The 25,872-nt window shown below is 69.1% G+C and carries 23 protein-coding genes; 10 read left to right on the top strand and 13 right to left on the bottom strand.

The genetic code is table 11. The features are described from left to right. Nucleotides 1-55 precede the first annotated feature (55 nt). Nucleotides 56-349 (bottom strand): antibiotic biosynthesis monooxygenase, encoded by a 294-nt coding sequence (locus ACWGKS_RS01475; RefSeq protein ID WP_358514183.1) that lies wholly within the window; start codon nucleotides 347-349, stop codon nucleotides 56-58. A gap of 77 nt (nucleotides 350-426) precedes the next feature. Beyond that, nucleotides 427-4,143, bottom strand: coding sequence for a CDP-glycerol glycerophosphotransferase family protein (locus ACWGKS_RS01470; RefSeq protein ID WP_358514185.1), 3,717 nt, complete (start codon nucleotides 4,141-4,143; stop codon nucleotides 427-429). Between the two features lie 482 nt (nucleotides 4,144-4,625). Here ACWGKS_RS01470 and ACWGKS_RS01465 point away from each other — a divergent pair, with 482 nt between their 5' ends. Genes ACWGKS_RS01465 through ACWGKS_RS01450 form a run of 4 tightly spaced genes read left to right on the top strand, consistent with a single transcriptional unit; the run spans nucleotide 4,626 to nucleotide 7,148 of the window. Beyond that, entirely contained in the window at nucleotides 4,626-4,976 is a 351-nt protein-coding gene (locus ACWGKS_RS01465; protein WP_358514187.1) for a DUF6703 family protein, read from the top strand. Nucleotides 4,977-5,036: 60 nt separating this feature from the next. Next, on the top strand, nucleotides 5,037-5,888 hold the full coding sequence (locus ACWGKS_RS01460) for a metal ABC transporter ATP-binding protein (RefSeq protein ID WP_358514189.1): 852 nt from the start codon (nucleotides 5,037-5,039) through the stop codon (nucleotides 5,886-5,888). Continuing rightward, nucleotides 5,881-6,774, top strand: coding sequence for a metal ABC transporter permease (locus ACWGKS_RS01455; RefSeq protein ID WP_358514191.1), 894 nt, complete (start codon nucleotides 5,881-5,883; stop codon nucleotides 6,772-6,774). Before ACWGKS_RS01460 ends, ACWGKS_RS01455 begins: the two co-directional genes overlap by 8 nt. After that, the gene (locus tag ACWGKS_RS01450; RefSeq protein WP_358514193.1) at nucleotides 6,771-7,148 is read left to right on the top strand and encodes a Fur family transcriptional regulator; all 378 of its coding nucleotides are present in this window, start codon (nucleotides 6,771-6,773) and stop codon (nucleotides 7,146-7,148) included. The genes ACWGKS_RS01455 and ACWGKS_RS01450 overlap by 4 nt, the downstream gene beginning before the upstream one ends. Nucleotides 7,149-7,230: 82 nt before the next feature. Here the strand turns inward: ACWGKS_RS01450 and ACWGKS_RS01445 are convergent, their stop codons facing one another. The 4 genes from ACWGKS_RS01445 to recO all read right to left on the bottom strand — a co-directional run bounded on the left by ACWGKS_RS01445 (nucleotide 7,231) and on the right by recO (nucleotide 10,563). Beyond that, nucleotides 7,231-8,070, bottom strand: coding sequence for an SGNH/GDSL hydrolase family protein (locus ACWGKS_RS01445; RefSeq protein ID WP_358514195.1), 840 nt, complete (start codon nucleotides 8,068-8,070; stop codon nucleotides 7,231-7,233). A gap of 143 nt (nucleotides 8,071-8,213) precedes the next feature. After that, nucleotides 8,214-8,975 carry an SGNH/GDSL hydrolase family protein gene (locus ACWGKS_RS01440; protein WP_358514225.1) on the bottom strand — a complete coding sequence of 254 codons (762 nt, stop codon included), beginning with the start codon at nucleotides 8,973-8,975 and terminating at the stop codon, nucleotides 8,214-8,216. 32 nt (nucleotides 8,976-9,007) lie between these two features. Beyond that, nucleotides 9,008-9,835, bottom strand: coding sequence for an isoprenyl transferase (locus tag ACWGKS_RS01435; protein ID WP_358514197.1), 828 nt, complete (start codon nucleotides 9,833-9,835; stop codon nucleotides 9,008-9,010). Next, complete coding sequence (gene recO / locus ACWGKS_RS01430; RefSeq protein ID WP_452521457.1) at nucleotides 9,832-10,563, bottom strand: DNA repair protein RecO; 732 nt, start codon at nucleotides 10,561-10,563, stop codon at nucleotides 9,832-9,834. The genes ACWGKS_RS01435 and recO overlap by 4 nt, the downstream gene beginning before the upstream one ends. A 367-nt stretch (nucleotides 10,564-10,930) precedes the next feature. Between recO and ACWGKS_RS01425 the strand changes: the two genes are divergently transcribed. Beyond that, nucleotides 10,931-11,812: a CAP domain-containing protein gene (locus ACWGKS_RS01425; RefSeq protein ID WP_358514201.1), complete on the top strand. Its 882-nt coding sequence runs from the start codon at nucleotides 10,931-10,933 to the stop codon at nucleotides 11,810-11,812. A gap of 84 nt (nucleotides 11,813-11,896) precedes the next feature. On the opposite strand, the gene leuA is transcribed toward ACWGKS_RS01425, so the two are convergent. From leuA to ACWGKS_RS01410, 3 genes are all read right to left on the bottom strand, one after another. After that, nucleotides 11,897-13,597 (bottom strand): 2-isopropylmalate synthase, encoded by a 1,701-nt coding sequence (leuA, locus tag ACWGKS_RS01420; RefSeq protein ID WP_358514203.1) that lies wholly within the window; start codon nucleotides 13,595-13,597, stop codon nucleotides 11,897-11,899. A 442-nt stretch (nucleotides 13,598-14,039) separates the two neighbouring features. Continuing rightward, the gene (locus ACWGKS_RS01415) at nucleotides 14,040-14,408 is read right to left on the bottom strand and encodes a hypothetical protein (RefSeq protein WP_452455894.1); all 369 of its coding nucleotides are present in this window, start codon (nucleotides 14,406-14,408) and stop codon (nucleotides 14,040-14,042) included. Between the two features lie 167 nt (nucleotides 14,409-14,575). Next, nucleotides 14,576-15,715 carry a protein-L-isoaspartate O-methyltransferase family protein gene (locus ACWGKS_RS01410; protein ID WP_358514207.1) on the bottom strand — a complete coding sequence of 380 codons (1,140 nt, stop codon included), beginning with the start codon at nucleotides 15,713-15,715 and terminating at the stop codon, nucleotides 14,576-14,578. Nucleotides 15,716-16,376: 661 nt separating this feature from the next. On the opposite strand from ACWGKS_RS01410, the gene ACWGKS_RS01405 reads away from it, so the two are divergent. The 3 genes from ACWGKS_RS01405 (at nucleotide 16,377) to ACWGKS_RS01395 (ending at nucleotide 19,433) form a co-directional block, all read left to right on the top strand. Beyond that, complete coding sequence (locus ACWGKS_RS01405; protein ID WP_358514209.1) at nucleotides 16,377-17,429, top strand: hypothetical protein; 1,053 nt, start codon at nucleotides 16,377-16,379, stop codon at nucleotides 17,427-17,429. Nucleotides 17,430-17,446: 17 nt separating this feature from the next. After that, complete coding sequence (locus tag ACWGKS_RS01400) at nucleotides 17,447-17,929, top strand: hypothetical protein (RefSeq protein ID WP_358514211.1); 483 nt, start codon at nucleotides 17,447-17,449, stop codon at nucleotides 17,927-17,929. Between the two features lie 229 nt (nucleotides 17,930-18,158). After that, nucleotides 18,159-19,433 carry a M14 family metallopeptidase gene (locus ACWGKS_RS01395; RefSeq protein ID WP_452521453.1) on the top strand — a complete coding sequence of 425 codons (1,275 nt, stop codon included), beginning with the start codon at nucleotides 18,159-18,161 and terminating at the stop codon, nucleotides 19,431-19,433. 50 nt (nucleotides 19,434-19,483) lie between these two features. On the opposite strand, the gene ACWGKS_RS01390 is transcribed toward ACWGKS_RS01395, so the two are convergent. The 4 genes from ACWGKS_RS01390 to ACWGKS_RS01375 all read right to left on the bottom strand — a co-directional run bounded on the left by ACWGKS_RS01390 (nucleotide 19,484) and on the right by ACWGKS_RS01375 (nucleotide 24,499). After that, nucleotides 19,484-20,782 (bottom strand): amidohydrolase family protein, encoded by a 1,299-nt coding sequence (locus ACWGKS_RS01390; RefSeq protein WP_452521452.1) that lies wholly within the window; start codon nucleotides 20,780-20,782, stop codon nucleotides 19,484-19,486. A gap of 154 nt (nucleotides 20,783-20,936) precedes the next feature. After that, nucleotides 20,937-22,652 carry a glyoxylate carboligase gene (gcl, locus tag ACWGKS_RS01385; RefSeq protein ID WP_452455892.1) on the bottom strand — a complete coding sequence of 572 codons (1,716 nt, stop codon included), beginning with the start codon at nucleotides 22,650-22,652 and terminating at the stop codon, nucleotides 20,937-20,939. 129 nt (nucleotides 22,653-22,781) lie between these two features. After that, a complete protein-coding gene (locus ACWGKS_RS01380) occupies nucleotides 22,782-23,669 on the bottom strand; it encodes a 2-hydroxy-3-oxopropionate reductase (RefSeq protein WP_452521450.1) in 888 nt (295 codons plus the stop codon). Nucleotides 23,670-23,701: 32 nt separating this feature from the next. Then, nucleotides 23,702-24,499 (bottom strand): hydroxypyruvate isomerase family protein, encoded by a 798-nt coding sequence (locus ACWGKS_RS01375; RefSeq protein ID WP_452521448.1) that lies wholly within the window; start codon nucleotides 24,497-24,499, stop codon nucleotides 23,702-23,704. Nucleotides 24,500-24,873: 374 nt separating this feature from the next. Between ACWGKS_RS01375 and uraD the strand changes: the two genes are divergently transcribed. Together uraD and uraH are read left to right on the top strand one after the other, a co-directional pair. Continuing rightward, nucleotides 24,874-25,428, top strand: a complete 555-nt coding sequence (gene uraD / locus ACWGKS_RS01370; protein ID WP_358514223.1) for a 2-oxo-4-hydroxy-4-carboxy-5-ureidoimidazoline decarboxylase — start codon at nucleotides 24,874-24,876, stop codon at nucleotides 25,426-25,428. Beyond that, a complete protein-coding gene (gene uraH / locus ACWGKS_RS01365) occupies nucleotides 25,425-25,769 on the top strand; it encodes a hydroxyisourate hydrolase (RefSeq protein ID WP_358511984.1) in 345 nt (114 codons plus the stop codon). The genes uraD and uraH overlap by 4 nt, the downstream gene beginning before the upstream one ends. Nucleotides 25,770-25,872: the final 103 nt, after the last annotated feature.

Raw genomic sequence — 25,872 nt, 5'->3', positions numbered from 1 at the left:
ACTCTCGCGCACTCCTTTCCCAGGACCGGGGCCGGCCGACCCGCCGCGTATCAGGTCAAGGGGTCTTCGCGGGGTGGAGGATCTCGAAGGCGCTGGGTTCGTCGATGGCTCGGGACAGCAGCGGCACGGCGGTGACCTTGACCTCGTAGGAGGACAGGGCGCGACGGTAGAAGCCGGCGCCGTCCCACTCGGTCACGACGGTCCACAGGGTGGGATCGTCGGCGGCACGGCCGATGCGGTGCCACCGGAATCCGGGGCGTTCGGCGAGTACCGCCACGGCGGCGTCGGCGTCGGTTCGGAAGGCCTCGGTGTCGGCCTCGGGCACGGAGTAACGGGTGATGACGATCACGATCCCATTGTGGCCCAGGAGACGGGCCGGGCCGTCCCGGGAGTCCCGGAACGGCCCGTGATCGGGTCTTTCCGCGCCTACTCGCCGAACACCCGGTCCACGACCCTGGCGGAGGCCCGACCGTCGTCCAGCGGGCAGAACCGTTCGACGAACGACCGGTACTTGGCGCTGTTGCGCGCCGCGACCTCGTCGATGTCGAGCAGGGCCTCGATGACGTCGTCGGACTCGGTCAGCAACGGGCCGGGCGCGGTCTCCTCGAAGTCGAAGTAGAAGCCGCGCAGGTTGTCCCGGTAGCCCTCCAGGTCGTAGGTGAAGAAGAGCATGGGACGCCCGGTGTTGGCGAAGTCGAACATCATCGACGAGTAGTCGGTGACGAGCACGTCGGTGATCAGGAACAGTTCCATGATCTCCGGGTACAGGGACACGTCGTAGACGAAGTCCTCACCGACGATCGGCACGCTGTCGACCACACGGGGGTGGCGGCGCACCAGCAGCACGTGGTCGTCGCCGAGCTTCTCGTACATCCGGCGCAGGTCCAGGTGCAGGTCGAGCTTGTGCTTGCCCCGGGTGTAGTACTTGTCGTCACGCCAGGTCGGCGCGTACAGCACGACCTTCTTGCCCTCGGGCAGGCCCAGGACGCGCCGGGTGCGTTCGGCGACGCGCTCCTTGTCCGCGGAGAAGAAGATGTCGTTGCGCGGGTAGCCGGTCTCCAGGATCTCGCCGTCGAAGCGGAAGGCGCTGCGCAGGATCGGTGTCGCCCAGGGGCTGGGCGAGACCAGGTAGTCCCACTGCTGTGTCTCCCAGGCCAGCTTGTCGAAGTAGTCGCGCGACTTGCCACGGATGTTCTCCACGTCGAAGCCGATGCGCTTGAGCATCGACCCGTGCCAGGTCTGCACGACCAACTGGTCGGGGTGGCGATGGAACCAGGCGGGCTGGCGGGAGTTGGTCACCAGGTAGCGGCTGCGAGCCAGCTCCCGGTAGAACTCCTCGCCCTTGTGACGGACCGGGGTGAGGTCGTCGGGCAGGCGCACCTGCCCGTCGGCGACCAGCCACGACATCGGGTAGTCGGCCCAGCCCTCGCGCTCGCGCAGCTCCGCGTAGATGCTCTGCGGGCTGTCGGAGTACTGACGACCGGTGTAGGTGTCGAACAGGACGCCATCGGTCACCGGCAGTTCGCGCTGGGCCGGGTAGAAGACCTCGCGCAGGCGACGCTGGGCGAAGGTGCCCCGCTCCACCGGGCGCAGGTCGCTACCGACCTGGATCACCGGGATGCCACGGTTCTGGTAGGTGAGCGTGTAGGTGCGCTCGGGGCTCTCGGTCTGCGACGGCAGCTCACCGATGATGGCGTCGGCGAACTCCACGCCCACGTCGACGGTGGCCTCCGAGCCCTCGTCGGCGCCCTCCTCCCCGATACGCCCCCACAGCTGGTAGGAGCCGGCCGGCAGGGAGATCTCGCCGGACAGGGTGCGGATGCGGGAGGGATCGAAGCGGGTGGTGAAGCGGCCCCCGTCGCGTTCGATTTCGAGTTCGTGCTCCTCGTCGCGGCCCCGGGCCTTGGCGACGATGCGCAGGTCCACCCCGGCGGGGAAGTCACCGCCCAACACGAGGGTGCGCTCCTGCCACTCCGCGCTGTCCACCACGGGATGGGCACGACCGGCGCGCAGCTTCAGGTGGCCGGTGGCGCTGCGCAGCACCACGAGTTCCTGCTGGGCACCGTCGGAGTTGTAGGGACGTCCGGGCACCTCGTCCGGCAGGATCAGGGGCACCCGGGCCCCCGCCTCCGTCACGAGTTCGGCGTCCCACTCCTCCTGGCGGATCACACCGCCGCACTCGCTCAGGCTCCGGGCGAAGAGCTCGTCGGCGCGCACGCGTGCCCTGAACCGACCGCCCTCGATCCGGACCGGGTAGGTCAGGCGAGCGGTGCCGGGACGGCGGATCAGGCGCATCCCGGTGGCCTCCGCCGCGGGCGGGGCCAGCAGTTCGCCCTCGATGTGGAGTTCGGCGTCGCGCTTCTCGAAGTGGTGTTCGGTGACGCGGGCACGGGCGGGTTCGACGCTGATGAGCAGGTGGCGTTCCCGGCTCCAGTGCGGGCGGATCCACATGTCGCCGCCGACGCTGTGGTAGCCAGGGCGCTCGGGCTGACCGGAGACGGGGTTGGAGATGAACTTGCGTCGGGTCAGGCCGCGGTTGAACACCACCAGTTCGAGCTTCCAGTCGCCGGGCTCCCAGGTGCGCGACGAGCGCAGTCGACGCGGGTCCACGATCGCGGTGAAGCCCCCGTAGTCGTGACGGGCCGCGTCGGGCAGGTCGGGCAGACGGTACTCGGCGGCCAGGCGGACCTGGACGGGTACGCGGATGCGTCGCTTGGTGGCGGTGTTGACCGCGAAGGCGACGATGTGCTGGTGCCAGCGCTTGTGGGCGCGCAGGTGGCGGATGCCGACGCGCCCCTTGATGTGCAGGCGCCCGTCCTCCCAGTGGACGGCCTCGGTCTTCTGCCGGACCTTGATCTCGTCCTCGAGCCGGTAGATCTCCCGGGGCACGGACTTGGTCTGATCGTCGGTCTCGAAGAAGGGGTAGCGGATGTAGTAGCCCAACCCCTGACGGACGGCGGGCGCCTTCTTGATCTCGACGCTCTTGGCGAAGGTGGCGACCTCCAGCACGTCCTGGGAACGGCGCTTGCGCACCAGGTGGTACAGGAGTCGGTTCAGGACCGACAGGCCGCGCAGCAGGGACGGGGACACGTGGTCCAGGTAGGCGTTGACCAGGTCCATGGCGATCTCGCGCACCTGCGCGTCCGCGTCGTCCAGGCGCAAGAGGAGGTTGTGGATCTCGCCCTGGAGGAGGGTACGGTCCCACAGTTCGCGGTCGGCCGCGCCCAGATCCTCGGCGATCCGGCGCATCGCGGTCAGCCGCCGCTTCAGGACGGCCTGTTCCAGCGGCAGCCGGGTGTCGGTGCGTTCGCGCTTGAGCAGCACCGGGGCGGGCAGGACGTCGACGGCGTCGGCGCTCAGTGAGAGTCGCCGGACGGCGAGGTCGTCGTCCTGCGGGTCGATCTCGGGCGCGGTGCGCGAGAGCCAGAACTCCTTGCGCCAGAGCCGGTTGCCCAGGGTGGCGTCGGAGGCGAGGCCACCGATGTTGCGGGGGTCCTCGGCCAGGCGGAGACGGCCGCAGAGTCTCTTGTGCGCCTTGGAGGGCGAGGCGCCCAACTCGTTGAACCGGTACACGTTGCCGATGACCAGGTCCGAGCGCGTGTCGGTGGCGCTGTGGAACAGGTGGGCGACCGCGTAGCTGGTCAGGGCGTCGGAGCCGGTGAGGAAGAGCAGGTGGCTGCCGCCGGCCTCGGCCGCGCCGCGTGCGCGGGCCTCGGGGTGGTGCGGCGCCGGTTCCCCGTCCAAAAGCCGAACGCGCAGGCCGGCGGGCGGTGCCTGCGCGAAGGCGCGGGCCGTCGCCAAGCCGTCCTCGCGCGCGGAGGCGACGGCCTCGTCGCCCTGCTCGTCCTCCTCGGGACCGGGCCCCTCGGAGCCGGTCTCGGGCTCCTCGTTGTCCTCGTTGTCACCGTTGGTATCCGATTCGGTGGCCCGCCCCTCGGGGACCTCCGGATCGGTGGACTCGTCGACGGTGTCGCCACCGCCGTTACGGACCGGCACGAGGACGATCTCGGTGTCGGTCCTGGCGTCGTCGGGCGACGCGTCCCCGGTCTGGACCTCGTCGCGTTGACGGGCCAGTGAGTCGAGGCAGTTCTGCAGATGAGGCTCGGTGACGTCGAACGTCACGATGACTGTGGGTTCGGGCACGGAAGTTGACACCCTCCGGAGGGTTCGTCGCGGTGCGACGTGCGGGCACCGTAGTGCGGACGGTCCGCGCTGATCAGACGGTCACTAACTGAATGTAGAAGGTACTTGACCCTTCGTGCACCGAGCCCCGGACAGCGAAAACCGGGGGGAGAGGGGCTGCGAGGGACGGGCGACGGTGCCCGCTCCCACGCCGCGGTGCCCTGCGACAGGGTCTGACCCACGAACTCGGCTTCCTCCCTGGACGGGATTTCCACTCGACGATCCTCGACCTTCGAGTGGTGTCGCACGCCTCGCGGCGGCGGCCGGTTCCTGCTTCACTGACATGGGCTTCACTGACATGGTGTGACCCAGAGGTCTCGGCAGACTGGCACGGATCGCCTACCCGCGCATGCCCGCCACCTGCGGCGGACACGCATGTGAATCTACCAGGCAAGCGGGACGGGACATCCCGATGAACACCGATGAAGGGGAAACGGGCGACGATGACCTCTCCCGAGCACGAAGACGAGCGCCCACTTCCCGAGGGGGACTCCCTGTTCACTCCGGGCGCGGGCCGACTGCGCCGCGAGGTGGAGCGGCGCAGCGCGGTCCCACTGGTGTGGTTGCACCAACGCCCTCGCTGGTCGGCACCGGTGGCGCTGGGCGCCCTGTTCATCGCGGGCCTGATGGCGCCGGGTGTGCCGGGGGCGCTCTGTCTGGCCCTGGTGGTGGTGTTCTTCTCATGGTTGGCGTACCTGACCTGGCCGACCCTGGACCGACGCCGGCGGGCGCCCCGGATACTGATGATCCTGGTGGTGTCGGTGTTGGCGGTGGCCCGTGTCCTGGGCTATTGACCTGCGGCGAACCGAACATCAAGTTTTGACAACCATTTTCGTTTTCGCCATAATGTGTGAGTGTCTGACCAGTTCACCGGGGCGAGGGCGAACGCCCCCGAGACCCCGCCCGCCTTCCAGGCCATCGACGCGCACGCCGCCTACGACGGCGCTCCCGTCCTCAACGGCGTCGACCTTCGGATCCCTTCAGGTCAGACCATGGCCGTCCTGGGACCCAACGGTTCGGGCAAGTCGACCCTGATGCGCGCGATGCTCGGCATCGTCCCGCTCACCTCAGGTGAGATCCGGATCCACGGCACGCCGCTGCGCCGCTTCCGCGACTGGAAGCGCATCGGCTACGTGCCCCAGCGGCTCACCGCAGGGGGCGCCGTGCCCGCCACCGTCCGCGAGATCGTCGCCTCGGGTCAGGTCGCCCGACGCCGCAGATTGTCGCTGTCCACCAAGGCCGACCGAGCCGCCGTCGACGACGCCCTGGCCGCCGTCGACCTGAGAGACCGGGCCGGCGACGCCGTACGCGAGCTCTCCGGCGGCCAGCAGCAGCGGGTGCTCATCGCCCGCGCGCTGGCCGGACGCCCCGACACCTTCGTCATGGACGAACCCATGGCCGGGGTGGACGCCGAGAACCAGCGGGCACTGGCCCGCGCCATCGCACGCCTGCGCGAACAAGGCAGCACCGTGGTCCTGGTCCTGCACGAGTTGGGGCCGCTGGAGAACGTCATCGAACGCGCCGTGGTCCTGGAGCACGGCCGGTCGGTGCACGACGGCGCCCCGCCCGAGGCCACCGGTGAGTGCGCGCGGCCCGGGCACGAACACCAGCACCCCCACCCCGATCCCAACGACCCCGACCCCCGCGTGGCGCCCACCGACGTGAACGCGGAGATCGTCCGACTAGAGGTGCCCCACCGTGACTGAACTGCTGCACTACGAGTTCATGCGGCGGGCACTGATCGCCGCCGTGCTGGTGGGTCTGGTCACCCCGGTGATCGGCACCTTCCTCGTCCAGCGGCGTCTGGCCCTGCTGGGCGACGGCATCGGCCACGTCGCGCTGACCGGTGTGGCGCTGGGCCTGATGACCAGCACCTCCCCCGTGGTGACCGCCGCGGTGGTGGCGACCCTGGGCGCCGTCCTCATGGAGTTGGTCCGGGTCCGTACCCGCACCAGCGGCGACGTGGCGCTGGCGCTGCTGTTCTACGGCGGCATCGCCGGTGGCGTGCTGCTCATCGGGCTGACGCCGGGGGCGAGCAACGCCACCCTGACCTCCTTCCTGTTCGGTTCGGTGAGCACCGTCGCCGAGGAGGACATCTGGGTCGTGGGCGTACTGGCCGTGGGCGTACTGGCGGTCCTGGCGATCTTCGGCCGGGAGCTGTTCGTGCTGTGCCAGGACGAGGAGGTGGCCCGGGCCCACGGGCTGCCGGTGCGCTTCCTCAGCATCCTGTTGGCGGTGACCGCGGCGTTGACCGTGGTGATCGCGATGCGGGTGGTGGGCGTGCTGATGGTGAGCGCCCTGATGATCGTCCCCGTCGCCGCGGCGCAGCAGCTCAGCCGCAGTTTCCGTGTGACCATGGGCCTGGCCGTGCTCATCGGCCTGCTGTCCTCGGTGGGCGGACTGACCACCGCGTTCTATTCGGACCTGGCTCCCGGAGCCACCATCGTCCTCCTGGCCCTCGCGGTGTACTGCGTGGCCGTGGTCGCCGGTGGGGTTCTGCGCCGGGCCACCAAGGGCCGTGGGGTGGCGCCGACATCGACAGGCCCCACGGATACGATGCTCCAGACCGATCGGGGGAAGGTGACACCATGAGTACACGACGTGAGGCCGTGCATCAGGCACTGACGGCCTCCTCCGGTTTCCGTAGTGCGCAGGACCTTTACGCGGACCTGCGGGCCGACGGCTCCAAGATCGGCCTGACCACCGTCTACCGCGCCCTCCAGGCGCTGAGCGACTCGGGCGACGTGGACGTGCTCCGCACCGACGAGGGCGAGGCCGTCTACCGCGCGTGCGACACCGAGAACCACCACCATCACCTGGTCTGCCGGGTGTGCTCCACCGCGGTGGAGATCGAGGGGCCCGCGGTGGAACGCTGGGCCGCCGAGATCGGCGCCCAACACGGTTTCACCGGGGTGACCCACACCGTCGAGGTCTTCGGTACCTGCGCCGAGTGCTCCAAGGGCTGAACCGTTTCGCTCGCCCTCATGAGTGAGGCCCCCACCGATCGGTGGGGGCCTCACTCATGCTCGGACGGCTCCGGGCACCGGGTCAGTCGGTGCGATGGTGCGTGGGCTCGCAGCGTTGCAGGGTGGGGCGCTTGGCGCTCACACCGTCGCCGGAGGAGCGACCGGTCAGCCGGCGGTGGATCCACGGGACCAGGAACTCTCGCGCCCAGTGCAGGTCCTCGTGGCGGGCGGTACGCCAGTCACGGGGCTCCGGCGGGGGCCAGGGTTCGTTCCAGTCGCCCTCGACCGGCACGTCCAGCACCTCGCACACGCGCAGGGCCAGGCGCCGGTGACCTTCAGAGGACAGATGCAGGCGATCCCAGCTCCAGGCACGGTTGTCGTCGAGGGCGCGCATGCTCCACACGTCGACGACCTCGCAGCCGTACTTGTCGGCGACCGCGCGCATGTGCATGTTGTAGGTGGCGATCTTGCCGCGCAGGTGGCGCATGACCGGCTGCCAGTTGGTGTCGAAGCCGGTGAAGATGACCACCCGGGCGCCGGTGGCGCGCAGTTCGGCCACCATCGACTCGAAGATCGCCACGACCTGGTCCGGATCGCTGCCGGGGCGCAGGATGTCGTTCCCGCCCGCGCACAGGGTGACGAGGTCGGGCTTCATCTCGACCGCGCGCGGCACCTGCTCGTCGCGGATCTGGCGAATGAGGCGACCTCGGATCGCGAGGTTGGCGTAGCGGATCTCACCGACGTGTTCGGCGAGATGCTCGGCCACACGATCGGCCCAACCCCGATAGCGGCCGTTGGGCACGCTGTCGCTGTCCGGGTAATGATCGCTCATACCCTCGGTGAAGCTGTCACCGAGGGCGACGTAGGACAGGATGTCCTTGCTCTTCCATTCACCGGAGGAACCGGTCCGCACACCACTCATGGTGTTCGATGATGCAACCCGAGACCCGGGTTACGCGACAGTAGGTTGATGGTTCGTCACGTTTTGGGGTGGACCTCACACCACGGGCGGTGCGCCCTGGGTCGCTCGGGGCGACCGCCCATGGTCCCCGCCCGCCGACCGGGTCAACGATCCTTGGTCAGGGGCGTCAGTTCAGGACGTTTGGCGGTCACCGTGTCACCGGAGGAACGCCCGGTAAGGCGGCGGCCGATCCACGGGCCCAGGGACTCCTTCACCCAGTGCAGGTCCTCACGGCGCGCCTGGGCCCAGCGCACCGGATCGATCTCGGGCCAGGGCTCGTCCCAGCGCTCGGAGGTGGGAACGCCGAGGACGTCGGCCACGCGCAGCGCCAACCGGCGGTGTCCCTCGGGGGACATGTGCAGTCGGTCCTCGTCCCAGGCGCGGGAGTCGGTGAGCACGTCCATGGACCACTGGTCGACCACGTGACAGCCGTACTCGTCGGCGATCGCGCGCACGTTCATGTAGTAGCGCGCGAACAGGCCGATGGTGCCGCGCATGTACCCGGTCGCGATGTTCACGCCGGTGAAGAGGACCACGTCGCTACCGCCCTCGCGCAGGCGGGACACGGTGTGCTCCAGGACGCGGGCCAGGCGCTCGGGGTCACCGGCCGGGCGCAGCAGGTCGTTGCCGCCGGCGCACAGGGTCACCAGGTCCGGGGCCATCTCCAGGGTGGGCGGCAGCTGGTCGGTGACGATCTGCCGGATGAGCTTGCCGCGTACCGCCAGGTTGGCGTAGCGGATCTCTCCGACGTGGTCGGCCAGGTGTTCGGCCAGCCGGTCGGCCCAACCGCGGAACACCCCGGAGCCGTCCGCGTAGGGGTCTCCCACGCCCTCGGTGAAGCTGTCCCCCATCGAGACCAGGGACATCCCGGGTCGGATCAGTGCGTCCTCGCGATCCTTCACTTCTTCTCCCCCTCGACCGGGTTGGGCACGGCACCTCCGTACCGGCGGTCCCGGCTCGCGTAGATCTCACAGGCACGCCACAGGTCGCGGCGGTCGAAGTCGGGCCAGAGTGTCTCCAGGAAGACGAACTCGGCGTAGGCGCTCTGCCACAGCAGGAAGTTGGACAGCCGCTGTTCCCCGGAGGAGCGCACGAACAGGTCCACCGGGGGGACCTCGGGGGCGTACAGCTGCTGGGAGATCGTGTCCTCGGTGATCTTCTCCGGGGACATGCGGCCCTCGGCGACCTGACGGGCCAGAGCGCGGGCGGCGTCGACGATCTCGGCCTGGCCGCCGTAGTTCACGCAGAACTGGAGGGTCAGCGCCGTGTTGTCCTTGGTCATCTCCTCGGCGTCCTTGAGCTCGGAGATGACGCTCTTCCAGAGCATCCCCGCGCGTCCGGACCACTTGACGCGCACGCCACGGGCGTGCAGCTCGTCACGGCGCCGACGGATGACGTCGCGATTGAAGCCCATCAGGAACCGCACCTCGTCGGGGGAACGCTTCCAGTTCTCGGTGGAGAAGGCGTAGGCGGACAGGTTGGACACACCCATCTCCAGGGCGCCCTCGACCACGTCGAAGAGGGAGGCCTCCCCCGCCTTGTGGCCCTCGGTGCGCGGCAGACCGCGTTCCTTGGCCCAGCGGCCGTTGCCGTCCATGACCACGGCGATGTGGCGGGGTACCAGGTCGGCGGGGATCCGGGGGGGCCGCGCCCCACTGGGGTGCGGGACGGGTGCGGTGTACTCCCGCTGGTCCCGCCCTCCTTTGTCGAAGCTGAACAGGCTCAAGAACGCTCCACATGGCGCAGGGATCGAATTCCGTTCTCCAGGTGCCACTGTAGGTAGGCCGCGACCATCCCACTGCACTCGGAGCGGTGCCTGCCGTCGCTGGCGTCCGCGCTGCCCCAATCGCCTCCGAGCAGGTCGAACATGAGTCGAACCGTCTCGGGGGCGGGGTACACGGAGCCGTGCGGGCGGCACACCGAGCAGACCATACCGCCGGCGTGCACCGCGAAGGCACGGTGTTCCCCCCGGGTTCCGCAGCGCGCGCACTCGGTCAGGGCCGGGGCGTAGCCGGCCACGGCCAGCGACCGCAGGAGGTAGGCGTCCAGGACCAGCCTGGAGTCGTGGCCTCCCTCACCCAGGGTACGTAGGGCACCGATGAGCAGGAGGAACTGGCGCAGCGCCGGATCCTTCTCCACCGCGACGACCTTCTCGGCCGTCTCCAACATCGCGGTCGCGGCGGTGTACCGGGAGTAGTCGTGGGTCACCGCCGTGCCGTAGGACCGAATGGTCTCGGCCTGGGTGATGACGTCGAGGGATCGCCCGGTGTGCAGTTGGAGGTCGACGTGGGTGCACGGTTCCAGGCGGGCGCCGAAGCGGGACTTGGTACGGCGCACGCCCTTGCCGACGGCGCGCACCAGTCCGGTGCGGCGGGTCAGGAGGGTGACGATGCGGTCGGCCTCGCCCAACTTCTGGTTGCGCAGGACCACACCCTCGTCTCGGTAGAGGCTCACCCCTCCATTGTCGCGGATGCGTCAGACCATCTGGTCGGCCGCTCCCGGAAAGACCGACCAGACGGTCTGTCCATACCGACGCGCACACCCCTGAAGTGGTTTAGTACCGTTTAGATTCCCTTTTTAGGACATTTGCTCTACTCTCACGCGCTAGGGAGTTTCGACGTTCGGGATGTGCCGCCCTTCCCCCCTCGGCTTCACAGGACCCCCGACGTCGCACACGCTCCTTCTGACGCGGGCACGGGAACGATCACCCCGAGACGGATCTCGGCCCCGACCCGTATCCCCCACGGGGGTGCCCGCGCGATCCCCGACCCCGCACGGAAGGTACAGCGAAATGGCGCGAGGCCGCCGAGGCAGGCGCAGGATGAGCGCTCGCGAACAGCGCTCGCTCCGCGACCACCCGTCATCGGAGTACGACGCTCGTTACGACGACGAGTACGACGATGACTTCGACGCGCGGGGCCATGGCTCCGCGCGTCGCAAGAAGCGCCGAGTGGTGCCCCTGGTCGCCGGGATCATCGCCGTTCCGGTCGGGCTGACCCTGGCCGGGGCCCTGGTCCTGAACACGGTCGGCGAGGACGGTTCGGACGCGGCCGATGGCGCGAGCGCCGTCGGAGAGATCGGGGAGGGCGCCGTCGCCGACGACTCCCAGGTCCCCGAGAACGCGGAGGACGACGACTTCTTCGACGAACCGACCGCGACGCCGGAGCGCGCCGAGCCCTCCGGTGACAGCGCGACCCTCAGCGCGCAGGCGACCGCCACGTTCTCCCCCCAGGACGGCGAGGACGCCGGCTCCGAGGGCGACGGCGGTGGTGGAAACGGCGACGGTGGTGGAGGCAACGGAGGCGGCGGTGGCGACGGCACCACCTCCAACGCCGGTGGCCCCCTGGCCAACGAGGTCGTGAACCTGGTCAACAGCGAACGTTCCGCGAACGGCTGCGAACCGGTGCACGTGGACGACCGGCTGACCGCCGCCGCCCAGGAGCACAGCGACGACATGGCCGCCCGTGACTACATGGCGCACCAGAGCCCGGACGGGGAGGGCCCCGGCGAGCGAGCGAACCGCCACGGCTACGACTCCTGGGGCGCGGAGAACGTGGCCAAGGGGCAGCAGAGCGCCGAGCAGGTCATGGACGCCTGGATGAACAGCGAGGGCCACCGCGCCAACATCCTCAACTGCGACCTGCAGGCCATCGGCGTCGGCGAGGCCGACCGGGCCTGGACGCAGAAGTTCGGCTACGAGTAGTTCGAGGAACACGCGCGACGGGCCGCGTCCCCGATGGGGGCGCGGCCCGTTCCCTCAGTGCCAGGGGTCGGTTTCGAGCGTGGCTCAGGCGCGGCCGATGGCGCTGCACATGGCCTTCAGAGAAGCCGTCGTGATGTTGCTGTGGATGCCCACGCCCCACACGACCTCGCCGTCGATCTCGGCCTCCACGTAGGCGGCGGCGCGGGCGTTGCCGTCCTCGCCCATGGAGTGCTCCACGTAGTCGTTGACGCGCACCTTGACGTCGACGTCGGTCAGCGCGTCGGCGAACGCGGAGATGGGACCGTTGCCGGTGCCCTTCAGCTCACGGATCTCGCCGTTGACGCGGGCGTCGGCCTCGATCGTGTACGTGCCGTCCTCACCGGTGCTGGAGCGGTGCGCCAGAACCGCGACCGGGCCCTCGTCGGCCAGGTAGGTCTTGGAGAAGATCTCCCAGATGCGGCCGGCCGGGAACTCGCCGCCCTCGGCGTCGGTGAACTGTTGGATGACCTGCGAGAACTCGATCTGCAGGCGACGCGGCAGGTCCAGGGAGTGGTCCCGCTGCATGATGTAGGATACGCCGCCCTTGCCGGACTGGCTGTTGACCCGGATGACCGCCTCGTAGTTGCGGCCCACGTCCTTGGGGTCGATGGGCAGGTACGGCACGTCCCAGGGGTACTCCTCGACGGGGACCCCGGCCTCGACGGCGCGCTTGTTCAGGTCGTCGAAGCCCTTCTTGATGGCGTCCTGGTGGGAGCCGGAGAAGGCCGTGTAGACCAGGTCCCCGCCGTAGGGGTGGCGCGGGGCCACGGGCAGTTGGGTGCAGTGCTCGACCGTGCGGCGGATCTCGTCGATGTCGGAGAAGTCGATCTTGGGGTCGACGCCCTGGCTGAACAGGTTCAGACCCAGGGTGACCAGGCAGACGTTGCCGGTGCGCTCACCGTGGCCGAACAGGCAGCCCTCGACGCGGTCGGCGCCGCCCATGACCGCCAGTTCGGCGGAGGCCACACCGGTGCCGCGGTCGTTGTGCGGGTGCACGGACAGGACCACGTGCTCGCGGCGGGACAGGTTGCGGCTCATCCACTCGATCTGGTCGGCGTAGATGTTGGGGGTGGCCCGCTCGACGGTGGCCGGCAGGTTCAGGATGATCTCGCGTCCCGGGCCGGGGTTCCACACGTCCATGACGGCCTCGCAGACCTCCAGGGCGAAGTCCAGCTCGGTGTCGACGAAGATCTCCGGCGAGTACTGGTAGCCGAAGTACTCGGTCTCGCCCAGGTACTGCTCGGCGAAGCGTACGACGTGGCGGGTGCCCTGGACCGCGATGTCCTTGCACGCCTCCTCGTCCACCTTGAAGACGACGCGACGGAAGGTGGGCGCGGTGGCGTTGTACAGGTGCACGGTGGAGCGCTTGGCGCCGATCAGGCTCTGCACGGTGCGCTCGATCAGGTCCTCGCGGGCCTGGGTCAGCACGGAGATCTGCACGTCGTCGGGGATCAGTTCGCCCTCGATCAGTTCCCGGACGAAGTCGAAGTCGGTCTGGCTGGCGGCTGGGAAGCCGACCTCGATCTCCTTGTAGCCCATCTTGACCAGCAGCTGGAAGATCTCGTGCTTGCGCGCGGGGTCCATCGGCTCGATCAGCGCCTGGTTGCCGTCGCGCAGGTCGGTGGACAGCCAACGCGGAGCCTCGGTGATGGTCTCGGCGGGCCAGGTGCGGTCCGGCAGGTCCACCGGCTTGAAGGCCTGGTAGCGCTCGAACGGCATGGAACTGTGCTTTTGCTGCGGCACCATAACGGTGTTGCTCCTCGGGAGAAATCAGTGGCACGTGATGTAACGGCCGACAAGGCAAGCCGAAGTCCCGCGGCGAGGGGCCGACCTTCTAACGATCCCCGCCGCGGCCACTAAGGAGGAGCAGCTCGCGCAACATAACGATCGTCACGCTAGCAGACGGTCGCGAAATTTCGACACTCGATGCTCACATGCTGAGACGGTGCCCACGTGATCTGGGGTGACGCGAGGGGCCCACAACGATTTGAGATGATCGTTCAAAATGGGTACCTCGACTTCAAGATACAGGCGATGAGGGCTACCCTGGAGGGGAACCCTTCAGTGCTAGGGGGGTCATACGGAGTCCGTCGGCGGGACCCAGGGTGCGGCCAACACCCGAGGCCTCGGCAGGCCGGTAAGCCCGAGCCACCGCGTGCCGGTACCGCCGACGGACATCCTTCTTCTCTCAGCCCGTAGCGCCTCGGGCCACCGTCACCGGCGGCAGCGCGAACTCCGCCCAGAGCGCGATCACCGGCTCTCCCCACTCCCAACGAAGCCGCCGCGCGCCCCACCGGTCACTGAGGTGGTCGACCATCTCCAGGTTCCGGCTCTCGGACTCGGGATCGTCCGCCTCCGGGTACGGCATCGCCTCGACCGCACTGCCCACCGGCCGCTCGGTGACGATCAGTCGCAGCATGGTGCGGGCACCGTTCCGCCCCAGGGAGAGCACGCGCACCACGTCGGCGCTGCGCCCGCCGCGCGCGGCCCGTCTCATGGTCACCGTGAGCATCTCGCTGACGCAGAGGATGACGGCCGCCTGCTTCGAGGGATCCATGCCGGGCACCTTCCTCAGGTCCCGGGCCGCGTCGAACCTGGCCCTGGTCAGCGCCTCCACGACCTGTGGATACCGACGTGAACTGGGAAAACCCGGATAGGCGGTGCGTGAACCACGTGCTCGCGGCCGGACACGTTCACACGGACCGACCCGGCCCTCGAACCCCCTCATGCGGTCACCGCCCACACCGTGCGCTCGTCGTCCAGCCAGATGGTCTGTCCCGTGGGCCCGGCCGTCACCCCGAAGCGATCCAGTCCCGGCCGCCCGACCCGCTTCCACGCCATGTGGGCGCGCGCCCACTCGTCGAAGAGCATGCGCGGGCCGCGTTGCCTGGCCAGGACCCCTCGTGGCGCCTGGGCCGCGACCGCGCCCAGCGCCCAGGAACCGGACTCCGGATCGATGAGGTAGAGGGCCACGCGCAGGTCCGACCGCAACAGCGCCGGCCGCACGATCCGCCGCACCCCGGGCATCGTCAGACCACAGCACAGCGCGCTCGCCTCGTCCATCAGGTCCCACGCGTCCAGGTCGAAGGCGTGTGACCGTTCCTCCTCACCCGGTCTGACGTACCGGGAGATCAGGGCGGCCTCGTGCTCCCCCGCGAGCGCGGGAGCCCAGGGGCGCGCCACCGTGAAGTGGCCACGGGCACGATCGTCGGCGCCCACGCGCAGGTCGGCCACCAGGTCATGGGAGAAGGAACCGCCCCAACGGGTGAGGATCCGCCCTCCGGGCAGGCACTGTTCCACCCACCGGTCGGGCAGCCGCTCGACCGGCACCGAGGAGACCACCCGGTCGAAGGGCGCTCGGATCGCGCAACCGTCCACACCGTCACCGGCCACCACCGTGGGGACCGCTCCCGCGCCCAGGAGGTTGACGCGCGCGTGATCGGCGCGGTCGGGATCGATCTCGACCGAGACCACCGCGTCCTCTCCCAGGAACCCGCACATCAGGGCGGAGCAATAGCCGCTGCCCGTACCGATCTCCAGGACGTGCATGCCGCGGGTGAGATCGGCGCGGAGCAGTAGGTCGGCGGCCCGGGAGGGCGAACACACGGAACCACCGATCGAGCGCGCGCCGTCGAGTCCGCCGGCCTGGTGGTGTCCGACCGTGGCCCCCTGGTCGGCGTAGGCGGCCTCCATCCACGCCGTCTCGTCGTGCCACCGGTCGACCTCGTCCCGCCCACCGTCCGGGACGAAGCGGTCCGGAAGGAACCGGTGGCGCGGGACCTCGGCGAAGACCTTCTCCCAGTCGGAGCCCACTCGCACCTGCGCGCGAAGACGGTCGACCATCCTCCGGTGGGCCCGGCTCACGTCCCCACCTCCCCCGCTCCGACCGGGCACGTTCTTCGTTCGATGGCCGCCGGTCCGAGCTCCACGCTCATGGAACGCTCGCGTGTCGATCGGGAGATGGACATGGGGACCTCCACATGTGGCGGGCACACGAACCGATCAGGGTCTTCGGTCCATTCACCGGCCACCGAATCCGGGTAAGGATGAACAAGGCGAGCAAACCTCGTTTTCCCCTCGGCACGGAATCCCGCACAGATATACACCGGTGATATGTATGGCGAAATCGCAGCTCCAGACCCGGGTACTCCCGCCGGGTCCGTTCTGGAATCGAAACGACGTTCGTGGCTGCCTCGCACGAAGGGACGCGGGTGCCCTCTTGGGGCTCGTGCGCCTGCACACCGGTGCGAGCCAGCAGACGATCGGTTCGGCGATCGACATGGCCCAGCCCCACGTGAGCGCGATCATGTGCGGGCGCCGTTCGGTCACCGCTCTAGACACCTGGCTCCGTGTGGCCGACGGTTTATCCATGCCCTCGCAGGCCAGAAGGGTTCTCGGACTCGCGGCCTCGGATTCCGAGAATGAAATGGAGGCGTCGTGGACAGAATCCTCCTTACGCGTTAGCGACTCCTCCCCCGCCGCGGATATGGCGCGGGAGATGGCCGAGCAGACTCTGAGGGACCTGATGAAACGTAGAGAGGCATTCGCCATCGGCGGCACGATCCTGGTCGGGGCCGCGCTGACGGAACTCCTGGAACGGTGGACCGCACCCGGCACACCAAGGACCCGAAGTGGCGGATCGACCATCGGTGTGATGGAACTGGAGCGGATCGAGGCGGCGACCGTGTGCCTGCGCCACTGGGACGAACGGTGGCGGATGGGGACACGACGCAAGGCCGTGATCGGGCAGCTCTCGGAGGTCTCGGAGTTGGTCGAGCACCGACAACGGCCCGACGTGCAACAGCGCCTGTTCGCGGTGATGGCCGAACTCGCGCGGGTCGTGGGGTCGATGTCCTTCGACTCGGGCGACCACGGCACGGCGCAGCGCTACTACTCGCTCTCCCTGCGGGCGGTCCGGTACGCGGGCCCCGAGCACTCGTCCTTCGGGGTCCGGGTGCTGGCCGACATGGCGCGTCAGATGTTGGACCTGCACCACCCCGAGGACGCGCTCGACATCACGCGCCTGGCCCTGGACCAGGCGGCCTCGCTCGGGGCCCCGCCCTCGGTCCGTGCCCTGTTACGCACGCGCGAGGGGTGGTCGTACGCGCGCATGGGTCGCGTGGCGTCGTTCGAACGCACGGTGGGTCAGGCCCAGGACCTCCTGGCACGGGAGGAGGGTCCCGCACCCGAGTGGTCGCAAAAATTCGACGAGGCCGAACTGGCCGGTGTCGTGGGCGCGCGCTACCGCGACCTGGGTCGGTCCCTGGAACGGCCCGAGTCCGAACGGTTCGCGCTGAAGTCGGTCGAGTACATCTCGTCCGCGCTGGAGCGACGTGGGACGGGCCGGGGAAGGACCCTCGACCTGATCGGACTCGGCCGCACGTACGCGGCCCTGGGAGAGGGCACGGAGTCGGCTCGTTCCGTGCGCGCGGCGCTGGGATCGGGCCCGGGCCTGGCCTCGGGGCGGGTGCGCCGACGTCTGCGCGATTGGTACGTCGAATCCTCCGCACTGCACAAAAACCCGGACACGGCGGCGATCCGTGACGAACTTCCCCTTACCCTGCTGGCAACGCCATAGAAGACAAAGGGGGCAGGATGCCACGGATCGGGATCACCGGACACTCTAACCTGACCGAGGAGAGCCGCGAGGCGGTCGTCAAGGCGCTCGGCGCGGCCCTGACGCCCTACCGAGGCGAGGACCTGGTCGGCATCTCCTGCCTGGCGCGCGGTGCCGACCGGCTGTTCGCCGAGGCCGTCCTGCGCGCGGGGGGCAAGGTCGAGGTCGTGCTCCCCTCCGCGGACTACCGGGAGAACAAAGTCAAGCCGGAGGACCGCGAGGACTTCGACGGGTTCCTCATCCGCGCGTCGTCGGTGCGCTACATGCCGCACCGGCGGGCCGGCCGCGCCGCCTACGAGGACGCCAACCAGGCGGTGCTGTCGAACGTGGAACGGCTCTTCGCGGTCTGGGACGGGCATCCCTCCGACGGACGCGGAGGCACCGCCGACGCGGTGGTCGCGGCCCGGGACCGGGGGTTGCCGGTCGAGGTGATCTGGCCGGACGGCGCCCGACGCGGGTAAGCGGTCGAGGGGCGGCGGTCGACGTGGCACGGGGGTCCCATGTGGCCGGATCCGGCCACGCTCGGCATCCGCGCGGTCACGGAAAAAGCGGGCTTCACGTGGCAAGTACTCCAAACAAGACGATTCGCCATCTCGCGGCCGGAAAATCCGCCACATTGACAGGTCGGGGTGGCCCGATCTCCAATACCGCCTAGTATTCGCCGCCTCACTCCCCGCTCATGGAGGCATAGTGGAGTACCCCTCCCCCACGACCCCCGTCAGAAGAGTCCTCGTCCCCGTCGCCGCCGGCGCCCTCCTCCTGGGGACGCTGGCCACCGGAAGCGCCACCGCCGAACCCTCCTACGGTCTGTACGAGGTCGACGGCGTGAGCACCGCCGAGGAACGTTCCGAGATCGCCGCCACCGGTGTCGCCATCGACCACGTCGGCGACGACTCGTTGCTGATCACCGGCTCGATCGACGACGTCGACGAACTGGACTCCCTCGGTTACGCCGCCGAGCCCTACGAACTCCCCGAGACCCTGGCCTCCCCCGACCCGGGCTACACCACCTACCCCGAACTGCTGGAGATCGTCGACGAGGTCGTCGCCCAGCACTCCGAACTCGCCGCCAAGGAGGTCTACGGGCAGTCCTACGAGGGCCAGGACCTGGTCGCGGTGAAGATCAGCGGCAACGTGTCCGTGGACGAGGACCGGCCCGAGGTGCTGTTCACCCACTCCCAACACGCGCGCGAACACCTCACCGTCGAGATGGCGATCTACCTGATGGACCTGCTCACCGACGGGTACGGCGAGGACGACCGGATCACCGAACTGGTCGACGGCCGTGAGATCTGGATCCTGCCCAACGTCAACCCGGACGGCAGCGAGTACGACATGGCGGATGACACCTGGCGGGACTGGCGCAAGAACCGCCAGCCCAGCGAGGGTTCGTCGGCCATCGGTACCGACCTGAACCGTAACTGGGCCTACAACTGGGGCTGCTGCGGCGGTTCCTCCGGCGACCCGGAGAGCATCACCTACCGGGGCGACGCGGCCGAGTCCGGTGTCGAGGTGGCCGCCGTCGCGGACTTCGTACGCGGCCGCGTGGTGGACGGCGAACAGCAGATCACCAGCGCCATCGACTTCCACACCTACAGCGAGCTCATCCTCTGGCCGTTCGGCCACACCTACGACGAGACCAACGACGCGATGTCGCAGGAGGAGTACGACACCCACGAGGCGCTGGGCGAGTACATGGCCGAGGCCAACGGGTACACGCCCCAACAGTCCAGCGACCTGTACGTCACGGACGGGTCCATCAACGACTGGTTGTGGGCCGACCAGGGCATCGTGAACTTCACATTTGAGATGTATCCGAAGTCGCCCGCGGACGGTGGTTTCTACCCGCCCTCGTCGGTCATCGAGCGTGAGACCTCGCGCAACGAGGAGGCGGTGCTGCGCCTGCTCGACTACGCGGACTGCCCCTACCGCATCATCGACCAGGAAGAGACCTACTGCGGCTGAGCCGCCTCATCGAGGCCCCCGGTCCGCCCGCTCGGACCGGGGCCTCTCCTCTACCCGAGGCGATCGCGATACGTCAGCCCGTCCTTGACGATGACCGACAGGTTCCGCTCGGGGTCGGCCAACAGGGAGAGGTCACGGGTGGGATCACCCTCCACCACCAACAGGTCCGCCCAGGCGCCCGGCCGCACCACCCCCAGCTCGGCCTGACCATAGGGATCGCGGGCGCCGGACATGCGCAGCAGGGCCGCGTTGCCCGAGGTGCCCACGCGCAGGGCGTCCACCGGTGACATGTACCGGTCCAGGCGGGCGAACATCCGTGATTGTCGATCACCCGCGTCCGGGGCGAAGAGCAGGTCGGTGCCGAAGGCGATCCGCGCGCCGTGATCGCGAGCCCAGGTGAACAGGTGGTCCACTCCCCGACAGACCCTGGCGTCCTTCTCCTTGGAGCGCGGGTCGGGGAAGGTGTGGTCGCCCTCGGCGAAGGGCTGGGTACTCAGCCACGCCCCCTTGCTCGCGATGAGGGCGACCGTCTCCTCGTCCGCCAACTGCCCGTGTTCGATGGAGCGGACCCCCGCGTCCAGGGCACGCTTGATCCCCTCGGTGGTGAACACGTGCACGGCGACGTAGGTTCCCCAGTCCTGGGCGGCCTGGACCGCCACCCGCAGCTCCTGCGGGGTGAACTGCACCACGTCCAGGTCGTCGTAGATCGAGGTGACCCCACCACCGGCCATGAGTTTGACCTGGCTGGCCCCCTTCTTGAGCTGTTCGCGTACGGCGGCGAGCACCCGTTCGGTGCCGTCCGCGACCCGCATGATCCCCACCTGGTCCGCTCGGGAGAGGGGCCCGCCCAGGGCGGTGGGCGCGTCGTAGACGGCGGAGAAGTCGCCGTGTCCGGCGGTCTGGGAGATCGCGGCGTTGCTCGGATAGATACGCGGACCCGGGAAGTCACCGGAGTCGATCACGTTCTTGATCGCCGCGGTGGGCCCGCCCATGTCACGCGCCGAGGTGAACCCGCGCATGAGCATGCGCCGGGCCTCGACGAGGGCCTTGCAGTGCACCAGCCCGTCCGGACCGGTCAACACTTCGAGGGCGGAGATGCCGCCGACCGCCAGATGCGTGTGGGCGTCGATGAGCCCGGGCATGAGCACCCGGGTGATCTCTCCCGCCTCACCGGCGCAGTCGATGACCCGGGCACCGTCGGGTTCGGCGACCGGGTCCGTGTGAGGGACGATCCGGTCGACGCGCCTTCCGCGCACCACCACGTGCCCGGGTTCGAGTCGGTCGTTCTCACCGTCGAAGACGCGTACGTTCTTGATCACCAGCGATGATGACTCAGAGTTCTTGTCCACATGGTCTCTGTGATCGCCTTGGGGTCTTTCGAAACCTCCGCGGATGTACCCGGCGAGGGAACGCCGGAAGCGGGGAAAGGGCCCCTCCTGCCGGTCTCGGAGGGGCCCTGCCACGGGGCTCGGGTGCAGGTCCGGCCCCGTGGCGGTCTTCGGATCAGGCGCTCGGCAGCGGCTCGAACTCCTTGACGGCGTCGATCGCCGGACCATGCGGGGTGTTGGCCTCGCGCTCGATCATGATCTCCACCAGCACCGGACGCGAGGTCGCCTTGGCCTCCTTGCGGGCCCACTCCAGGGAGTCGCGGACCTCGCCCGGTTCCCACACGCGCCGCCCGGAGCACCCGTAGGCCTCCATGAGCTTGACGTTGTCGGTGCCGTACTCGTCGTAGTGGACGTCCACCTGGTAGTTCATGTCGAACGGGATGGAGGCCTGACGGATCAGACCCAGGTACTCGTTGTTGAGCATGATGATCACGTACGGCACGTCGTACTGGGCGGCGACGGCCAGCTCCTCGACCATGTACTGGAAGCCGTAGTCACCGACGATGCCGACGACCTCGGCGTCGGGTTCGGTGTTCTTGAGCGCCTTCTTGACACCGATGGCCGCGGGGATCTCCCAGCCGAGCGGGCCCGCCTGGCCGCAGATCTGGTAGTGGCGCGGCTTGTACGCCTTCTGGTGTTGGCCGCCCCAGATCTGGTAGAGGCCGATGGCGGTGACGAAGTAGGTGTCGGCGTCGAAGACCTCGTTGATCTCCTTGTACACGCGCGGGGCCTTGACCGGGACGCTGTCGAAGTCCTCGCGACGGGTCAGGGTTTCCTTCAACTCGCCGACGCGGGCGATCCACTCCCCCACCCGCGCCTTGGTCTCACGACGCCTGGCGGCGGCGAGCAGTTCCCGGATGAACAGTTTGGCGTCGGAGACCACGCCCAGGTCGGGTTCGAAGACCCGACCGATCTGGGTGGCCTCGATGTCGACGTGGACGAACTTGCGCTCGCCCCGGTAGACGTCGATCTGACCGGTGTGGCGGTCGGCGAAGCGTGCGCCCACGGCCAGGACCAGGTCGGACTCCAGGAAGGACGTGTTGCCGTAGCGCTGGGAGGTCTGCACGCCGGTCATGCCCGAGTACAGGGGTGAGTCCTCATCGAAGGAACCCTTCCCCATGAGGGTGACCTGCACCGGGACCTGGAGGTACTCGGCGAGTTCGCGCAGGTCCTCGGAGGCCTCGGCCAGGATGACCCCGCCACCGGCGAGGATGAGCGGACGCTCGGCCTCCAGCAACAGGTCCAGCGCCTTCTCCACGCGTGGAAGGTGCGGCTCGACGGTGTTGATCTTGAGCGCGGCGTCCAGCGCGGGGTCGTACTCGATGACCCGCTGGGCGACGTCCAACGGGATGTCGATCAGGACCGGTCCGGGGCGCCCCTCCTGGGCGACCCGGAAAGCCTCGCGGAAGATCCACGGGGCGGTGGCCGCCTCCTTGATCTGCACGGCCCACTTGGTGACGGGCTTGGCGATCTCGACGATGTCGACCGCCTGGAAGCCCTCCTTGTCGAGCAGGTCGGTGCGCTGCTGACCGGTGATGCACACGATCGGGACCGAGTCGGCGATCGCGGTGTACAGGCCGGTGATCATGTTGGTGCCGGCCGGGCCGGAGGTGCCGATGGCCACGCCGACCTTGCCGGTGGTGCGGGACCACCCGTCGGCCATGTGGGTGGCGCCCTCCTCGTGGCGGACGGTCAGGTGCTCGATGCCGCCGACGTCCTCCAGGGCCTTGTAGAGGGGGAGGATCGCCGCGCCGGGGCAGCCGAAGGCGGTGTCGACGCCTTCATCCTTGAGAACCTCCACGACGGCGTTCATCGCGGGCATTTTCGCCATGGGAGCGAACCCTTCAGTGCTGGGGTGACTGTGTGTGCCAGGGGGTGGGGGCTCCGTCGTGCCGATCCCGGGTGGGCCAACACCCGGGGACGACGGCCGCGCCCCGTGTTCTACGGGAGGATCGGTTTCCTACCGGTCGCGGCCGGAGAGCCGTTCGACGATCTTGAGCAGCGCGGAGTGGTCGAGGCCGCCGTGCCCCTGGTTCTTGAGCGCGGCGACGTACTGCGCCACCTGCGACCCGAGCGGGATCGCCACGCCGGCGGCGCTCGCGGAGTCGGTGATGATGCGCATGTCCTTGTCGTGCAGGGCGATGCGGAAGCCGGGCTCGAAGTCGCGCTCGCGCATGCCCTTGCCCTTGCGTTGCAGGACGGTGCTGCCGGCGAGCCCGCCGCCCAGGACCTCCAGGCCGGCCTCGGTCTCCACCCCGTGCGCCTCCAGGAACACCAGGGCCTCGGCGAGGAGCTGGAGATGGCCGGCCACGATGAGCTGGTTGGCGGCCTTGACCGTCTGGCCGGAACCGCTGGGGCCGACCAGGACCGGGGTGGTGCCCAGGACGTCGAAGATCGGTCGGGCGGCGTCGAAGTCCTCCTGGGCGCCGCCGACCATGATGGACAGCTTGGCCTCGATGGCGCCGGCCTCACCCCCGCTGACCGGGGCGTCCAGGACCCGGAAGCCGCGCTCGGCGCCGGTGGCGGCGAGGGCGCGGGCGACGTCGGGGCGGATGGTGCTCATGTCGATGACGAGCGTCCCGGGCTTGGCGCTCTCGAAGACGCCGTCCGGACCGGTCAGGACGGCCTCGACGTCCGGGGAGTCGGGGAGCATCGTGATGACGACGTCGGCGTCGGCGACCGCGTCGGCGACACCGCCGCCGCGTAGGCCGCCCTCTCCGACCAGGGCGTCGACGCGCTGCGTGCTGCGGTTGTGACCGGTGACGGTGTGACCGGCGCGGACGAGGTTGACGGCCATCGGCAGGCCCATGATGCCGAGGCCGATGAAGGCGATCTTGCGGGCGGACATGGCGGGTCCTTGTCTGTCGGTGTGTGCGCTGTTCACGGGAGCCGGGTGAGGCTTTGGGCGGAGGGGACGGTGGGCTTGTACTCCAGGCCCACCAGGCCCTGGTAGCCGCCGGCCCGGGAAGCGGTGAGGAGTTCGGCGAGGGGGAGTTCGCCGGTACCGGGCTCTCCGCGTCCGGGTGCGTCGGCGATCTGGACGTGTCCGAAGTCGGCGGCGTGCTCGCGCACCACGGCGGCGAGGTCTTCGCCGTTGACGGCGAGGTGGAAGAAGTCGGCGAGGAGGGCGACGTTGTCGGCCCCCGCGGCCTTGGCCCGGGCGACGAAGGCCAGGCCTTCGGCCGCGGTCTTGAGCGGGTAGGTCTCGGACCCGCTGATGGGTTCGACGAGGACCGTGCCGCCGACCTTGGCGACGCCTTCGGCGGCGGCGAGGGTGTTCTCCAGCGCGACGCGGTCCTGTTCGGCCGGGTCGACACCGTCCTGGCGCAGCCCGTAGAGGGCGTTGAAGCCGGTGATCCCCGTGCGTTCGGCGATCTGGACGACGACGTCGACGTTGGCGCGGAACTCGGCGACGCGGTCGGGGTGGGAGAGCACGCCGCGGTCGGGGCCGGGCAGCCGTCCGGCGAAGAAGTTGAGGCCGGTCAGGCGTACGCCGGCGGTGTCGATGGCGGCGACGAAGGCGTCGACGTCGGCCTGCTCGGGGGTGGCGGTCTCGAAGGGCCACCAGAACTCGATGGCGTGGAAGCCCGCGTCCTTGGCGGCCTGAGGGCGTTCGTTGACGGGGAGCTCGGTGAACAGCAGGGAGCAGTTCACCGTGTACCCGAGTGTGTGGCTCATGCGCGGCCTCCAGAAGCTACTTCCACTTTGCGGAAACTACTTTTCACTTTAAGGAATGATTTGAGTGTGCAGCGCCCCACCGAGGCTTGTCAACCACTCTTTCGGCCCCACCCCCACCCCAACGACCGGCCCACCACCCGCGAACAGCAACTTCCCGCGTTCTTCGCGCGAGGACACAGAACCGGGACTTTTTCCCAGAAAGCCCCTTGCCAGTGTTGACAAGGTCACACTGTCATCGTTTAGAGTCCCTTCAATCCGTAATGCGGAATCAGCTATCTGCCCTACGAAACCAAGGTCCGAGCCGCGGGACTCCCCGCCCCGTGGGCCCTGTGCCCCGTGAGCAGGGGGACACCGGCCGGACCCAGGGAGAACACATGCCCGAGACCACCCCGGACACCTCGGGGGCCGTCCCCGAGCCGGGACTGGCCCGCCTGAACCGGCTGTCGAAGGAGGACCTGCGCACCGAACTCGCGCAGTGCCTGGACATCGACCGCTGGGTGGAGGCCGTCGCCACGGAGGCGCCCTTCACCGACCGCGCCACCCTGCTCGCCCGTGCCGACGAGCACGCGCGTGCGATCACCCCCGACGAGGTCGCCACCGCCCTGGCCCGCCACCCGCGCATCGGGGAGAAGGCCAAGGGCGAGAACACCGAAGCGACCTGGTCACGCGGGGAACAGTCCGCGTTCTCCGCCGACACCGACGACGCCTCCACCCGCGTCCAGCGGATCTTCACCTACGCGCAGGGGGAGTACGAGGGTCGGTTCGGGCAGATCTACCTCGTCTGCGCCAGCGGACGCTCCGGCCGTGAACTCCTCACGGACCTGGTCGCCCGCCTGGACAACGACCCCGAGTCCGAACTGGCCGTGGTCGGCGACGAACTGCGCAAGATCGCCGGGCTGCGCCTGGTCAAACTGTTGGAGGCGGCATGAGCCACGTGACCACCCACATCCTCGACGCCGCGCTGGGGCTGCCCGCCCGGAACGTGCCCGTACGTCTGGAGGCGGCCGCCGACGACGCGCGCACCTCCTGGAAACCGGTGGCCGAGGGCCGTACCGACGACGACGGGCGCATCCCCGACTTCGGCCCCGATCGGCTCGACGCCGGGTACTACCGGGTCGTGTTCGACACCGGGTCCTACTTCACCGCGACCGGGCAGAAGGGCTTCTACCCCGAGGTCACCATCGTGTTCGACCTCGCGGACGAGGACGCGCACTACCACGTGCCACTCCTGCTCAGCCCGTTCGCCTACTCGACCTACCGGGGCTCCTAGCCCCGGACCACCGGCCCCGAGAAGGAGGAACACCAGACCGTATCCCCGCCGCACACAAGGCATCCCCCGACTCTTCGAGTGCGTGACAGGTCCTTCCGCATGA

It is taken from the genome of Nocardiopsis sp. NPDC055879 (genome assembly GCF_053615935.1).
Note: the sequence above shows the minus strand (reverse complement) of the source record. Positions and strands in the feature narration are given on the sequence as shown.

Bases quoted from the DNA above. Each gene is read 5' to 3' on its own strand.
- ACWGKS_RS01465 (WP_358514187.1), top strand. From the start codon at position 4,626: ATGACCTCTCCCGAGCACGAAGACGAGCGCCCACTTCCCGAGGGGGAC.
- ACWGKS_RS01450 (WP_358514193.1), top strand. From the start codon at position 6,771: ATGAGTACACGACGTGAGGCCGTGCATCAGGCACTGACGGCCTCCTCC.
- ACWGKS_RS01445 (WP_358514195.1), bottom strand. From the start codon at position 8,070: ATGAGTGGTGTGCGGACCGGTTCCTCCGGTGAATGGAAGAGCAAGGAC.
- ACWGKS_RS01440 (WP_358514225.1), bottom strand. From the start codon at position 8,975: ATGTCCCTGGTCTCGATGGGGGACAGCTTCACCGAGGGCGTGGGAGAC.
- ACWGKS_RS01425 (WP_358514201.1), top strand. From the start codon at position 10,931: ATGAGCGCTCGCGAACAGCGCTCGCTCCGCGACCACCCGTCATCGGAG.
- leuA (WP_358514203.1), bottom strand. From the start codon at position 13,597: ATGGTGCCGCAGCAAAAGCACAGTTCCATGCCGTTCGAGCGCTACCAG.
- ACWGKS_RS01415 (WP_452455894.1), bottom strand. From the start codon at position 14,408: ATGGATCCCTCGAAGCAGGCGGCCGTCATCCTCTGCGTCAGCGAGATG.
- ACWGKS_RS01405 (WP_358514209.1), top strand. From the start codon at position 16,377: ATGAAACGTAGAGAGGCATTCGCCATCGGCGGCACGATCCTGGTCGGG.
- ACWGKS_RS01400 (WP_358514211.1), top strand. From the start codon at position 17,447: ATGCCACGGATCGGGATCACCGGACACTCTAACCTGACCGAGGAGAGC.
- gcl (WP_452455892.1), bottom strand. From the start codon at position 22,652: ATGGCGAAAATGCCCGCGATGAACGCCGTCGTGGAGGTTCTCAAGGAT.
- ACWGKS_RS01380 (WP_452521450.1), bottom strand. From the start codon at position 23,669: ATGTCCGCCCGCAAGATCGCCTTCATCGGCCTCGGCATCATGGGCCTG.
- ACWGKS_RS01375 (WP_452521448.1), bottom strand. From the start codon at position 24,499: ATGAGCCACACACTCGGGTACACGGTGAACTGCTCCCTGCTGTTCACC.
- uraD (WP_358514223.1), top strand. From the start codon at position 24,874: ATGCCCGAGACCACCCCGGACACCTCGGGGGCCGTCCCCGAGCCGGGA.
- uraH (WP_358511984.1), top strand. From the start codon at position 25,425: ATGAGCCACGTGACCACCCACATCCTCGACGCCGCGCTGGGGCTGCCC.